General features: G+C 70.6%; 12 protein-coding genes. All 12 read right to left on the bottom strand.

The window, feature by feature from the left end; translation table 11 throughout:
• Positions 1 to 5: 5 nt before the first annotated feature.
• On the bottom strand, positions 6 to 518 hold the full coding sequence (locus tag BM076_RS13735; RefSeq protein ID WP_093713780.1) for a hypothetical protein: 513 nt from the start codon (positions 516 to 518) through the stop codon (positions 6 to 8).
• The gene (locus BM076_RS13740) at positions 515 to 1,837 is read right to left on the bottom strand and encodes an MCE family protein (RefSeq protein ID WP_093713781.1); all 1,323 of its coding nucleotides are present in this window, start codon (positions 1,835 to 1,837) and stop codon (positions 515 to 517) included. The genes BM076_RS13735 and BM076_RS13740 overlap by 4 nt, the downstream gene beginning before the upstream one ends.
• Entirely contained in the window at positions 1,834 to 3,045 is a 1,212-nt protein-coding gene (locus tag BM076_RS13745; RefSeq protein ID WP_093713782.1) for an MCE family protein, read from the bottom strand. Before BM076_RS13745 ends, BM076_RS13740 begins: the two co-directional genes overlap by 4 nt.
• Positions 3,042 to 4,226 carry an MCE family protein gene (locus BM076_RS13750; RefSeq protein ID WP_093713783.1) on the bottom strand — a complete coding sequence of 395 codons (1,185 nt, stop codon included), beginning with the start codon at positions 4,224 to 4,226 and terminating at the stop codon, positions 3,042 to 3,044. The genes BM076_RS13745 and BM076_RS13750 overlap by 4 nt, the downstream gene beginning before the upstream one ends.
• Positions 4,223 to 5,329 carry an MCE family protein gene (locus BM076_RS13755; protein ID WP_093713784.1) on the bottom strand — a complete coding sequence of 369 codons (1,107 nt, stop codon included), beginning with the start codon at positions 5,327 to 5,329 and terminating at the stop codon, positions 4,223 to 4,225. The genes BM076_RS13750 and BM076_RS13755 overlap by 4 nt, the downstream gene beginning before the upstream one ends.
• Positions 5,326 to 6,360, bottom strand: a complete 1,035-nt coding sequence (locus BM076_RS13760) for an MCE family protein (RefSeq protein WP_093713785.1) — start codon at positions 6,358 to 6,360, stop codon at positions 5,326 to 5,328. The genes BM076_RS13755 and BM076_RS13760 overlap by 4 nt, the downstream gene beginning before the upstream one ends.
• Positions 6,357 to 7,676: an MCE family protein gene (locus BM076_RS13765; RefSeq protein ID WP_093713786.1), complete on the bottom strand. Its 1,320-nt coding sequence runs from the start codon at positions 7,674 to 7,676 to the stop codon at positions 6,357 to 6,359. The genes BM076_RS13760 and BM076_RS13765 overlap by 4 nt, the downstream gene beginning before the upstream one ends.
• A complete protein-coding gene (locus BM076_RS13770) occupies positions 7,673 to 8,560 on the bottom strand; it encodes an MlaE family ABC transporter permease (RefSeq protein ID WP_245796039.1) in 888 nt (295 codons plus the stop codon). Before BM076_RS13770 ends, BM076_RS13765 begins: the two co-directional genes overlap by 4 nt.
• A 3-nt stretch (positions 8,561 to 8,563) precedes the next feature.
• Positions 8,564 to 9,412 carry an MlaE family ABC transporter permease gene (locus BM076_RS13775; protein ID WP_093713787.1) on the bottom strand — a complete coding sequence of 283 codons (849 nt, stop codon included), beginning with the start codon at positions 9,410 to 9,412 and terminating at the stop codon, positions 8,564 to 8,566.
• Positions 9,409 to 10,389, bottom strand: a complete 981-nt coding sequence (locus BM076_RS13780; protein WP_093713788.1) for an ABC transporter ATP-binding protein — start codon at positions 10,387 to 10,389, stop codon at positions 9,409 to 9,411. The genes BM076_RS13775 and BM076_RS13780 overlap by 4 nt, the downstream gene beginning before the upstream one ends.
• An 18-nt stretch (positions 10,390 to 10,407) precedes the next feature.
• Entirely contained in the window at positions 10,408 to 12,294 is a 1,887-nt protein-coding gene (locus BM076_RS13785) for a DUF6801 domain-containing protein (protein ID WP_245796040.1), read from the bottom strand.
• A 259-nt stretch (positions 12,295 to 12,553) separates the two neighbouring features.
• Positions 12,554 to 13,186, bottom strand: a complete 633-nt coding sequence (locus tag BM076_RS13790; protein ID WP_245796041.1) for a hypothetical protein — start codon at positions 13,184 to 13,186, stop codon at positions 12,554 to 12,556.
• Positions 13,187 to 13,668 lie beyond the last annotated feature (482 nt).

A 13,668-nucleotide genomic window follows, 5' to 3' on the forward strand; every position in this document is an offset into this window, starting at 1 on the left:
TGCCTCTACTCGTCCGCGCCGACGGGCACCGCGGTGAGCGCCGTGAGTTTCCAGCCGTCCGGGGTACGGGACAGGCCCGCCTCGAACCGCTTGCGGTCGGTGGTGGCCGCGCCCGACCGGGGCTCGACCCTGACCTGCACGGTCGCGATGAGCTTCGCCGTACCGGCCCTGGTGTCCAGTTCGGTGACCGCCGCGTCGGTGACCGTGCCCCGGGTGGAGGTGCCGGACCGTTTGAGTGCGGCGGCGTCCGCGCTGTGGGTGCCGGCCAGCCGGTCGTGCAGCGGCCCGGTGGTCGCGTCCAGCCAGGCCGCCAGGTCACGGTCCCGGTGCGCGCTGTCCACGGTGTTCAGCCGGGTGATGTCCCGCTGCCCGTCGGCGAGCGCGGCGTCGCGCGCCTTGGCGTAGCTCAGCGTGCCGTCGCCGCGGGTGCCGGCGTACGACCAGGCGCCGAGCGCGCACACCAGCGCCGCGATCAGCCAGGCCGTACCCCACAGGGCGGCCGGTCGGCGGGCCCTCATCGGGTGTTCCCGAGGCCGAGCAGGTCCGCCATCGTGCTGCCCGCGCTCCGGCCGGGCGCCGGCAGGGCGGGCAGGCCCAGCGCGCCGGGCAGCGCGGGCGCGCCGTAGGTGGTCGGGGTGCCGGACGAGGGTGCGGACCCGGTGGCGGTCGACGTCGAGGTCGAGGTCGGCAGCACGGAACCGGGCTGCGCCGGGTCCGGGACGCCGCCGCCGTACGGCGCGTTGGCCGAACCGCGGACATCGGTGCCGGAGGAGGCGGGGGCGGTGCAGCGCGCCGCGGTGTTGAGCGCGGTGGCGGGCGGCTTGAGGTCGAGGCCGTTGCGGTAGGTGGTGCCGCCGTATCCGGAGGTGCAGGGCAGCGGTGAGAAGAAGGTGACGGCCATGCCGAAGTGCAGGCCCTTGCCGTCCACCGCCGTGGAGCCGGCCGAGGCGACCGCGGGCATCTTCACCAGGAACTCCTCGATGCCGTGCTGCCGGGTGACGGCGATGTCGGACGTGGTCAGCAGATTCGCCAGCACCACGCTCAGCTGCGGCCCGACGTCCCGCAGCAGCGCGGTGACCTGTCCGGCCGCGCCCGGCGCCGCCGCGATCAGCCGGCGCAGGTCGGTGTCGGAGTCGTTCAGCTGGCCGGCCAACTGACTGGCGCTGGTGGCGAAGGACTTGATGGCGTCGCCCTCGTCGGCCTGGGTGCGCAGCACGGTCTGCCCGTCGACCATCAGCTTGGTGTCGGTCGGCAGATTGGTGTCGGCGGCGGCGATGAATTCGCCGCTGGTGTCCAGCAGCGACTGGAGGTTGTCGCCCTGCCCGGCGAACGCCTTCCCGAATTCGTCCACGACCGTCTGCAACGACTTCAGCGGTACGGAACCGGCGAGGCTGTTGACGCTGGTGAGCAGATTGGTGACGGGCGCGGGCGTACGGGTGTCGGCCCGTGCGATCCGCGAGCCGTTCGCGAGGTACGGGCGGGCGTCGGTGGTCGGCCGCAGGTCGATGTACTGCTCGCCGACCGCGGACAGGCTGGCGACGACCGCCTGAAGGTGGGCGGGGATGTGCGGCGCCGAGTCGTTGATCCGCAGCTCCGCCTCCACCCCGTCGTCGGTGAGCCGGATCGGGCCGACCCGGCCGACCGAGACGCCCCGGTAGGTGACGTTGGCGTGCTCGAACAGGCCGCCGGTCTCGGGGAGTTCGGCCGTGACGGTGTAGTAGCCGCGCATGCCGACGAAGCGGCCGAGGTCGGCGTAGCGGACCCCGATGAAGCCGAGCACGAGGACGGCGATCAGCAGGAAGGCGATGTTCTTGACGACGGTCGCGCGGGTGATCATCGGCGGCCCCCGCTCGTACGCGTCCCCGTGCTCGTACTCGTTCCCGTGCTCGTATGCGTCCCGGTGCTCGTACCCGTTCCGGTGACCGAGGGCAGGGGCAACGGAATGCCCGCGTCCCGCAGCTTCTTGTCGGTCGTGGCCTTGGACTTCCGTGCCGCCTGCGGCTGTTCGGGATCGGGCGGATAGACGTTGCCGGAGGCGGGCATCTCGGGGATGAGCCGGGTGCCCGGCACGGCGGTGAGGTCCAGGTAGACGTTGAGGTAGTCGCCCTTGACGCCGTTGAGCACCTCGTCGGTGAACGGGTAGGTGACCAGCACCTGGAGCGAGTCGGGCAGCGCCTTGCCCGCGTCCGCGAGGCGCCGCAAGGTGGGCGCGAGGGCCTGGAGGTCGGCGACCATGTCGTCCTTGCTGCGGTTGACGGTGTCCACGGCGACGCCGGAGAGCGTGTCCAGCGAGCGCAGCATCGTGACCAGTTGGCCGCGCTGCTCCTCCAGCACCTTCAGTCCCGGGCTGAGCCCGGTGAGCACGGTGCCGATCTGCTGGTCGCGGGCGGCGAGCGTCGCGGACAGGGCGTTGACGCCGTCGAGCGCGTCGGTGATGTCCTGCTTGTGCGCGTCGAGGTCGCTCACCAGGGTGTCGACCTGGCCGAGCATCGAGCGGATCTCGGGTTCGTTGCCGGTCAGCGCCTTGTTGAGCTGCACCGAAATGGTCTTGAGCTGATCGATGCCGCCGCCGTTGAGCAGCATCGACAGCGCGCCGAAGACCTCCTCGACCTCCGGATTGCGGTTGGTGTGCGACACCGGGATGACGGCGCCGTCCCGCAGCGTGCCCGAGGGCTGCTCCTTGCCGCCGGTCGGCGCGGAGAGCTGGATGTACTTCTCGCCGAGCAGGCTGGACTGCTCCAGGTGCGCGTACGCGTTGGCAGGCAGCTTCACCTTGCCGTTGACCTTCATGGTGACGGTCGCGGACCAGCCGTCGGCGCCCAGGCCGATCTTGGTGACGCGGCCGACGGCGACGTCATTGACGCGGACCGACGCCTGCGGGACGAGGTCGAGGACGTCGGCGAAGTCCGCCTTGACGGTGTAGGGGTGGCCGCCGAGGTCGGCGCCGCCGGGCAGCGGCACATTCTGTACGTTGAGCGAGCAGCCGGCCAGCGTGAGGGAGAGCAGCGCGGTCCCGGCGACGACGGCCGCTGTGCCGCGGTTCATCGGGCCGCCCCCTTGGTGTAGACGGTGCCGACCGCCGGCAGGGGCAGCGGCAGCGTCTTCTCGGCCTTGCCGGTCCCGCCGCCCTTCGCGGGGACGAAGTCGTCCGCGCCCGCACTCGACGTGGCCGATGTATTCGATGTGTTCGCCGACGTCGGCGTGAGATCGCCGCCCATGCTCAGCTCGTTGATGTTGGCGCGGCCGTCGATGGTGCCGTGCTGCGGGTCGTACGCGTTCAGCAGGTTGTCGGCGGCCAGCGGCGCGGTGTCGAGGAGTTCGGCGAGCGAGGCGCGCTGGTCGACCAACGTCTGTGTGATCGGCGCGAGTTTGGTGATGCTGGTCTTCAGCCGGGCGCGGTTGTCCTGGATGAAGGTCTTCACCTGGCCGAGCGCGGTGGACAGTTGGCGCAGCGCGCCGCCGAGATTCTCCTTGTCCTCGGCGAGGAAGCCGGTGACGGTGGAGAGCTGGTCGGCGGCGGCCCGTACCTTGCCGTCGTTGTTCTTCAGCATGGTGGTGAAGGACTGGAGGGAGGACAGGGTGGCGAACAGGTCGTCGCTGTGCCCGTTGAGGGTCTTGGTGGCCTGGCCGAGCTGCTCGATGCTGTCGCCGATGGCCTTGCCGTTGCCGTCGAGGTTCTTGGCGCCGGTGTCGAGCAGGTCGGACAGCGCGCCGGTGGCGTTGGCGCCGGTGGGTCCGAGGGCGTCGCTGAGCTGGGTGATGCTGTCGTAGAGCTGGTCGACCTCGACCGGGGTCGCGGTGCGCTTGGCGGGGATGACGGCGTGGGCGGCCATCCGCGGGCCGCCGGTGTAGGCGGGGGTGAGCTGGATGTAGCGGTCGGCGACGACGCTGGGGGCGACGACGACGGCGCCCGCGTCGGCGGGGACCTTCACCCCGTGGTCGAGCACCAGCACCACCTTGACCTGCTTGCCCTGCGGCCGCACCGAGTCGACGGTGCCGACCTTGACGCCGAGCACGCGCAGGTCGGAGCCGGCGTAGACGCCGACGGTGTGGTCGAAGTAGGCGGTGATCCGGATGCCGTCGGGTCCGCCGAACAGTCGCACACCGCCGTAGGCGAGGGCCGCGAGCACCAGGGCGAGTACGGTGCCGAGCGCGACCAGCCGCCGCCCGCGTACGGGCGTGACCCGCTCCCTGGACGGCAGGATCCGCGTGCGGAACGCGCTCATGACCGGCCTCCCGTCGCCTTGGGCGGCATGCACCCGCTCGTGGGCTGTGTGCCCTTGGGCAGGTAGTCCTTGGGGACGAGGCCGCACAGATAGCTGTCGAACCAGTGGCCGTTGCCGAGGGTGTTGCCGACCAGCCGGTAGTAGGGGCCGACCAGCGCGAGGGTCTTGTCGAGGCTCGACTGGTTGGCGAGCAGCACCCCGGTGACCCGGTCGAGGGCGTCCAGAGTGGGCGCGAGCTGCCGGTTGTTGTCGGCGACCAGGCCGCTGAGCTGGGTGCCGAGGTCCTGGGTGCCGGTGAGCAGGGTGTGGATGGCGTCCCGGCGCTTCTGGATCTCGCCGAGCAGAAGATTGCCGTCCGAGATCAGCGTCTGGAAGCGGCTGTTCTGGTCGGAGAGGGTCTTGGTGAGCTGTTTGCTGCCGGCGAGCAGATCGGCGAGCTGGGCGTCGCGGCTGGAGATCGTGCGCGACAGCGACGACAGTCCGGTGGCGGCGCTGCGGACCGAGGACGGGGTGTCCTTGAAGGTGTCGGAGATGGTCCGGAAGCTCGCCGCGAGCTGCCCGGTGTCGATCGAACCGAGCGTGTTCCCGAGGCCGTCGAGCGCCTGCGTGACGTCGTACGGGGAGGTGGTGCGGGACGTCGGGATGCGCTGCCCCGGCCGCTGTTTGTGGCTGCCGAGCGGGTCGACGGCCAGGTACTTCTCGCCGAGCAGGGTCTTGATGCCGATGGCGGCGGTGCTGGCGTCGCCGATCCAGGTGTCCTTCACCCGGAAGGTGACCTTGACCCGGTCGCCGTCCAGCGAGACCCCGGTGACCTTGCCGACCTTGACGCCGGCGACCCGTACCTCGTTGCCCGACCGCAGCCCGGCGGCCTCGGTGAAGTTCGCGCTGTACGTGGTGCCGCCGCCGATCAGCGGCAGGGCGTCCGCGTTGTACGCGACCAGGCCGGCCAGGGCGAGCACCAGCAGGCCGACGGTGCCGACGATCACCGGATTGCGCTCGCGCAGCGGCCGGAAGAGCGGACGGCCGCGGTTCGCGGGATCGCGGAACCGGAAGCGCGGGCGGAAGCGGACGCCCGAACGGGCGCGGAAGCGGGGGCGGTTCATGACCGGCACCTCGATTCGGTGATCGCTATGCCGGTGGGCGGCTTGCTGCCGTCGGAGGTGGTGACGCCGGCGACGGTGGCCTGGCAGAGGTAGAGGTTGAGCCAGGAGCCGTACGAGGCGAGCCGGCCGATGGTCGTCAGCTTGGTGGGTGTCCTGTTCAGGAAGTTCTCCAGCTGCGGTGTGCCGTCGGCGAGATGGGTGGACAGCCGGCCGAGCTGGTCGATGGACTCCTTCAGCGGCTGCCGCCCGTCGTCGAGCAACCCGGCGGTGCTGGTGGTCAGTTGGGAGATCGCGGTGATCGACTGGCCGATCGGTTCGCGGTCGGAGGAGAAGCCGGTGACGAGCTGCTGGAGGGTGGTCACCAGGTCGTTGAACCCGGCCTCACGGGTGTTGACGGTGGTCAGCACCGAGTTGAGGTTGTCGATGACCTGGCCGATCACCTTGTCCTTGGCGGCGAGCGTCGTGGTCAGCGAACCGACGTTGCTGATCAGGCTGTCGACGGTGCCGCCCTCGCCCTGGAGCACCTGGATGATCTCGCCCGCGAGCTGGTTGACGTCCTTGGGCGACAGGCCCTGGAACAGCGGCTGGAAGCCGTTGAAGAGCTGGGTGAGGTCCAGGGCCGGGGTGGTGCGGCCGAGCGGGATGGTCGCGCCGGGCGCCAGCACCCGGCCGACCGGGCCCGTGCCCTGCTGGAGGTCGACGTACCGCTGCCCGACCATGTTGAGGTACTTGATGGTGGCGGTCACCGAACCGGGCAGCTTGTGGTCGCGCTCGACGGAGAAGTGCACCTGCGCGATGCGGTGGTCGACGACCTTGATCGAGTCGACCTGGCCGACCTTCACCCCGGCGATACGGACGCTGTCGCCGGACCGCAGCCCGGAGGTGTCGGTGAACCGGGCGTTGTAGCCGGAGGTGTCGCCGACATCGGTGCCGCCCGCGATGCTCACCGCGAGCACCGTCGTGGCGAGCGCGGTGACCAGGATGAAGATCAGCGACTTGACGACCGGGCCGACCAGACTGCGGCGCTTCACCGCACCGTCACCTCCGCCCCGCGGTAGACGGGACCGGTGAGCACGCTGCTCCAGTCGGGCAGCGACCCCGGGTCGGTGCCGATGCCGGGCGCGAGCAGTTCGTTGATCAGCTCGTTCTCCTGCGGGGAGTTGGCGGGCGAGTCGGTGCCCGACGACAGCGAGGACAGCGACGACTGGGTGCTTGCCGGTGCGGTGCCGTGGCCGGTGTACGGGACGGGGTAGCAGCGCGGGCCGCCGCTCGCGTCGTACACCGGGGTGTCCTTGCCCGGCACGTACTTCCCGCGGGACGCGACGCTGGTGAGGTCGACGTGCAGTCCCGGTTCGTTGCTGCCCTTGCCGAGCGCCTTGTCCATCTCGGGGACGAAGGCGGCCAGGGTGCGCAGGGTGCAGGGGAAGGACGGGGAGTACTTCGCGAGCAGGCCGAGGGTGCCGCGGCTGTCGGCGGACAGCCGGATCAGGTTGTCCTTGTTCTGCCGCAGATAGGTCGTCAGGTCCTGCGCGGTGGCGGTGGCGCTGCCGTAGACGTCGCTGAGATTCGCCTGTTCCTCGGCGATGGTGCCGCTGGTCCTGGTGAAGTCGGTGAGGGCCCGCACGATGTCGGGTGCGGCGGTGTCGTAGACGTGGCTGACGGTGACCAGCTGCTTGATGTCGTCGTTGAGCGCGGGGAGTTCGGGATTGAGCCGGGTCAGGTAGTGGTCCAACGTGACGAGGGTGCTGCCCAGTTGGTCGCCCCGCCCGTCGAGGGCGGTGGCCACCGCGTTGAGCGTCGCGGCGAGCTTCTGCGGCTGGACGGCGGTCAGCAGCGGCAGCACATTGTCGAGCACCTGCTGGAGTTCGATGGCGTCGCCTGAGCGGTCCTGCGGGATGGTGCTGCCGGCGGCGAGCGTCGTTCCCCTACCGCTGGTGTCGGTGCCGGCGGGCGGTACGAGGGCCACGAAACGTTCGCCGAACAGGGTGGTGGGGAGCATCTGGGCGGTGACGCCGGCCGGGATGCGCCGCAGCTCGCCGGGGTCGATGGCCAGCTTGAGGCGGGCGCCGTCGCCGTCGGCGCTGACCGAGGCGACCCGGCCGACGACGACGCCGCGCAGCTTCACGTCGGCGCCCTGGTGCATCTCGTTGCCGACGCTGCCGGTCTCCACCTGGACAGTCGCGGAGTCGGTGAAGGTCTTGTCGTAGACGGCGACCGCGAGCCAGGCCAGCAGCGCGGGCACCAGCAGGAAGACCAGTCCCGCGGTCCTGCGTCCCGCGACGGTGCCGCGCGCCCGGCGGCGCGGGGCCGCGGGCGCGGCGGCGGGGCGGGTGTCGGTGCTGGTCATCCCGCCACCCGTACGGTCGTGGTGGCGCCCCAGATCGCCAGGCTGAGGAAGAAGTCCGTCACCGAGATGATGACGATGGCGTTGCGCACCGAGCGGCCGACCGCGATGCCGACGCCCGCAGGGCCGCCCTTGGCGGTGAAGCCGTAGTAGCAGTGGGCGAGGATCACGATGACGGAGAAGATCAGCACTTTCAGCCCGGACAGCAGCACGTCCTGCGGGGACAGGAAGAGGTTGAAGTAGTGGTCGTAGGTGCCCGGTGACTGGCCGTTGACCATGACGGTGACCAGCCGGGACGCCAGGTAGCTGCTGAGCAGGCCGATGCCGTAGAGCGGCACGATGGCCACGACTCCGGCGATGATCCGGGTGGTGACCAGGTACGGCATGCTGCGGATGCCCATGCCCTCCAGCGCGTCGATCTCCTCGTTGATCCGCATGGCGCCGAGCTGGGCGGTGAAGCCGGCGCCGACGGTCGCGGACAGCGCGAGTCCGGCGACCAGCGGGGCGATCTCGCGGGTGTTGAAGTAGGCGGAGATGAAGCCGGTGAAGGCGGCGGTGCCGAGCTGGTTCATCGCCGCGTAGCCCTGGAGGCCCACGACGGTGCCGGTGGCGAGCGTCATGCCGATCATCACGCCGACGGTGCCGCCGATGACGCCGAGCCCGCCGCTGCCGAACACGACCTCGGCGAGCAGGCGTTGGACCTCCTTCAGATAGCGGCGCAGGGTGCGCGGGATCCACAGCACGGCGGTGAGGTGGAAGATGAAGTGGTCGCCGGTCTCGTCCAGCCAGCGTAAGGAGCGGCCGAAGTCCGGGCGGCGGCGCGGGTGTTCGCCGCGCGGCGGCGGTGGCGGCTCGGCCTGCGGGGTGTCCTTGTCCAGGAGCGCCATCGGTCAGGCTCCCTTCTGCGGGACGAGTTGCAGATAGATCGCGGTGAGCACCACGTTCACCAGGAACAGCAGCAGGAAGGTGATGACGACGGACTGGTTGACGGCGTCGCCGACGCCCTTGGGGCCGCCCTTGGGGTGCAGGCCGCGGTAGGCGGCGACGATGCCGGCGATGAAGCCGAAGATCACCGCTTTGATCTCGCTGATGTAGAGGTCGGGCAGCTGGGCGAGCGCGGAGAAGCTGGACAGGTACGCGCCGGGGGTGCCGTGCTGCACGATGACGTTGAAGAAGTAGCCGCCGGCGGTGCCGACGACCGACACCAGGCCGTTGAGGAAGACCGCGACGAGCATGGTGGCCAGTACCCGGGGCACGATCAGCCGCTGCACGGGCGAGACGCCCATGACCTCCATGGCGTCCAGTTCCTCGCGGATCTTGCGGGAGCCGAGGTCGGCGCAGATGGCGCTGCCGCCGGCGCCCGCGATGAGCAGCGCCACGATCAGCGGGCTGGCCTGCTGGATGACGGCCAGCACACTGGCGCCGCCGGTGAACGACTGGGCGCCCAACTGCTGGGCGAGCGAGCCGACTTGCAGCGCGATGACGGCGCCGAACGGGATCGACACCAGGGCGGCGGGCAGGATCGTCACACTGGCCACGAACCAGAACTGCTCGATGAGTTCGCGCATCTGGAACGGCCGCCGGAAGGTGTCCCGTACGGTCGTGGCGGCCAGCGTCATCAGCTGTCCGGTCTCGCGCAGCGCCCCGGTGCCGGGGACCGGGCGGCGCGGCAGGGCGGCGCGGGCGGGCGGCGGGGACGGCTCGGGCCCCGCGCCCGGCACCCGGATCGGCGCGGTCATGCGGGCTCTCCCTGCGCGGGGACGAGCCCGGCCTGTACGGCCTCGCGGGTCGCGGCCGGCAGCTGGTCCCACATGGCCAGCACCCGGGCCCTGCGGCGCTGCACGGCCTGCCGGGGCGGCAGGCCCGGGGACGGTTCGAGCTGCGGGGCGACCCGGCGGGGCGCGGTCGGCAGGCTGTGCCCGCCCACCTGTTCGCGGGCGAGCGTCGCCTCGTCCTTCTCCTCCGACATCCCGATCGGGCCGTCCTTGCGCCCGCTGAGGAACTGCCGGACGACCGGTTCGTCGCTGGTGAGCAGCAGTTCGCGGGGGCCGAAGGCGACCAGTTCGCGGCGGAAGAGCATACCCATGTTGTCGGGCACGGTCGCGGCGATGTCGAGGTTGTGGGTGACGATCAGCATCGTCGCGTCGATCTGCGCGTTGAGGTCGATCAGCAGCTGCGAGATGAAGGAGGTGCGGACCGGGTCGAGGCCGGAATCCGGTTCGTCGCACAGGATGATCTGCGGGTCGAGCACCAGGGCGCGGGCCAGGCCCGCGCGTTTGCGCATGCCGCCGGATATCTCACCGGGCAGTTTGCCCTCCGCGCCGAGCAGACCGACCATCTCGACCCGCTCCATGACGATGCGACGGATCTCGGACTCTTTCTTCCGGGTGTGCTCGCGCAGCGGGAAGGCGATGTTGTCGAACAGGTTCAGCGATCCGAAGAGCGCGCCGTCCTGGAACATCAGGCCGAACAGCTTCCTGGCCTCGTAGATGTCGCGTTCCGGGCTGTTGACCATGTCGACGCCGCCGACCAGGACCCGGCCGCGTTCCGGTTTCAGCAGTCCGATGACGGATTTGAGGAAAACCGTCTTGCCGGTTCCGGAAGGGCCGAGCATCACGCTGACTTCACCGGGCGGCAGTGTGAGCGTGACGTCCTGCCAGACGGTCTGTGTACCAAAGGACTTGGTGAGTCCTTCGACGATCACTTCGATTCCCATTGCACCTCCCGGAGCTGATCAGTGGTGGGGCGGTTCGGGAAAGGCGATCTCCGGATCGCATCCCGAGGCCGCGATGGGCACGCACAGCGGTCCCTGGATGAGATTCAGCGAATTTCCGTGTCCCGAAATCGAGGAGGTGAAGAGGGAATTCAGATTCTCGCCGTGGCTGCCGCAGCCGGTGAACGGCGGGATGTAGAGGTCGTCCTGGGCCAGCGGGCCGCCGTCCTGCACGCCGTAGTCGGTGGGTCCCGTGGGGCGGCCGGTCAGTGAACTGCGGTCGTAGCCGACGAGTTTGATGTCCAGCGGCGCGGAGGCCCGGCAGTCGGGGCCGACGTCCAGCGGGACGCCGTTGACCTTCACGTCGGACAGCCGCAGTTCCTGCTTGCCATAGATGGTGCTGGTGGTGATGGTGCCGAGATTGCTGGTGCCGACGGTGACGACGGTCATCAGGCCCTTGGGGAGCAACTCCATCCGCGCGGTGACCGGCATGAAGCCGAACGTCAGGAAGCTGGTCTCGGACGGCGGCAGCACGAGCTTGGCGATGGAGTCGATCTCGAAGTACTGCTGGAGCGGGTCGGGGTTGGTGAACTCCGTCCACAGGCTCTTCTGCACGACGGTGACCCGGGTGGGTTTCTTGGTCAGGTCGTTGATGACCGCGGCGCCGTGCAGCTTCATGACGTTGGAGTAGCCGGTGACGTAACCGCACTGGGAGTACGGCGGGAACGGTGGGTCGTCGGGGCCGGGGCTGCGGACCGCGTTGGACGGGCGCGGGATCGAGGCCATCACCGCGGGGTCGGTGTCGCCCTTCGGCGGATCCTCGCAGTCGTGCACGCCGGAGTGCGGCGGCGAGGACAGCGTGATGGTGTTGCCGCCCGCGGACCGCGTCCCGGGGGCGCCGGCGGCAGGGGCGCCGGTGCCGGTGTGCGCGCGGGTGCCGGTGCCGCCGCCCGAGGCGGAACCGGAGCCGGAGCCCGTGCCGGGCGGGGCCGCGTGCCCGGGGCCGGTGGCGCCGCCGTCCATGGCACCGGCGACGGGGACGGCGCCGAGCAGGTCGTCCTGGCCGGGCTTGGGCGTGCAGGTGCCGACGAGGTCGGCGAGCGGGGCGGGGGCGCCGGTAGGGGTGCCGGCGTGGGTGTCGGCGTGGGTGTCGTCCGCGCCGGCCGCGGCCTGGGTGCCGGCGCCCGCCGCGTCGGCCGTACCCGTGCCCGTACCCGTACCGGCATCCGTACCCGTGCCCGTGCCCGTGCTCGGGGGGTCCGGCGGGGCGGAGGGTGTCCCGGCCTTCGGGGTGAGCTTCAGGTCCAGCTCCCCCGCCGCGAACCGTACGTCACCGGGTGCGGTGACGGTCACCGGCGGCACCGGGCCGCCGAAGGTGAGCACCACATCGCCGTCGCCGTCGGCCGGCGCGGCGGGGGCGGTCAGCGACGGCCACACGGCGTCGGCGCGCGAGGCGCCCTGGCTGACGTGGGCGGTCAGGCTCGCGGTGCCGGTCAGCGTCGCCGCGCCCGCGGGCAGCAGCGCCGCGGCGGCGGTGTGCGACAAGGTGAGCGTCACGGTCGGGTCGCCCGGCTGGATCGGCTTTCCGACCACGGCGGTGTCCGGGTAGTTCTGGACGACGGTGACGGTGGCGTCCTCGACGACCGCCTTGTCGGTGCCGCCCGGCGTCCCGGAACCGCCGGCGGTCGCGGCGCCGTCCGAACTCGCCGACGCCGTACCGGAGTCCGTCCCGGTGCCGGCGCCGTCCGTTCCCGTACCGGCCGGGAAGCGGCACGCGTAGCCGAGCGTCACCTTGCCGTCCGGCGCGCCCGCCGCGGAGTCCGGTCCGGGCAGTGACCCGGCCAGGAGCGCCACCGCCGCGACAGCGGCGAACCGCACCGCGCGGCGCGGTGTGCGGGCACCCCTCATGCTGGAACTCCTCAGGCTGGCGTCGGCGACGCAGGACATTACGGTCGGGTAATAAGGCCCCACAAGTGATCGACCGGACGAAAATTCGACGGCGCCCGGCGGGGCGGTTTTCCTGTCACCGGATGACAAAACGCGCGGCGGAATTTGTCATCCGGTGCGCGTTCGGGGCCCCGGCCGCACGGCGGCGGGCCGGGGCCCCGGGTCGGCCGGAGCGGCTCGGTCGGTCGCGGCGGCCGGGGCTGTGCGGTGGTCGCGCGGATCAGGGCGAGACGACCTTCAGCGTCGTCGGCGACACGACGTACTTGGCCGCGTAGGTGGCCAGGTCGTTGGTGTTGATCAGGCCGAGGCACAGACCGGAGACGCTGTACGCCTTCAGCGTGCCGCCGGTGATCTCCAGGGTGTGGGTGGAGTTGGTGTAGGTGGCGTTGAGGGTGGCGCCGGTGCTGGCGCTGGTGGGCGACGCGAAGGTGGCGTTGCACAGGCCGGACAGCGTGGCCTTCACCCCGCTGAGAGTGCCGACCGTGACGCCGGCCGAGGTGGTGGCCGCGGTGCCGGTCAGCGTCCAGGGCAGGCCCTGCGCGGCGACGGAGAAGGTGATGCCGCCGACCTTGCAGGTGTTCCACGACACGGTGTTGATGGTGCCGAGGGTGCCGCCGTGCGAACCGTTGGTCACGGTGGCGGTGGCCGCCGACGAGGTGCAGGTGAGCTTGGTGCCGGTCGTCGTGTCGGTCAGCGTGGGCGTGGCGGCGGACGCGGTGATCGCGCCCGTCGACGAGCTGCCGGAGACGGTGTACGTGACGGCGGAGGCCGGGCTGACCGCGAGACCGAAGGCGGAGGCGATCGCGACGCCGGCGACCATGCCGCCCTTGGCGGTCCTGGAGAACGTGTGCACGGGCTGGTCCTTCCTGAGGGATGACGTACCTGATAAACCGGCTTCCGCATCTTCCGCATGGCACGGGAAGGGGAATTCGGTTACGACTCACTACCTGGAACGTGGCACCGATTCCGCTCGGTTGCCCTTGCGGGGAGGGACGTTACGCACGGGTAACCCGGAGGCGCAATAATCCTGGCCAAGATTCTCGGGCGGACCTTACTCCCGGGTATTTTTCTGTCATCCGCGCAACACGGAGCCGGGATTTTTTATAAGCAAGTGAGCAAGTCGCTTACCCGGCAAGGGCCGGACAAGCGCCGGTCGAGGTCATCATCGGGACCATGACACCGTCACCGCCGGTGCAACCATGGCCATCGGTCGCACAACCCTGTCGCCGCACCGCCGGACACGTTTCCGCGTACAAGGTGCTGCGTTCGGTGCGTGATTGGTCTATGTTGCAGCGAGGTTGCCGACAACTACCGTGCGTGGCACACCGCTTCACC

Origin of the sequence: Actinacidiphila alni (assembly GCF_900112845.1) — a bacterium.
Classification (GTDB): Bacteria; Actinomycetota; Actinomycetes; order Streptomycetales; family Streptomycetaceae; genus Actinacidiphila; species Actinacidiphila alni.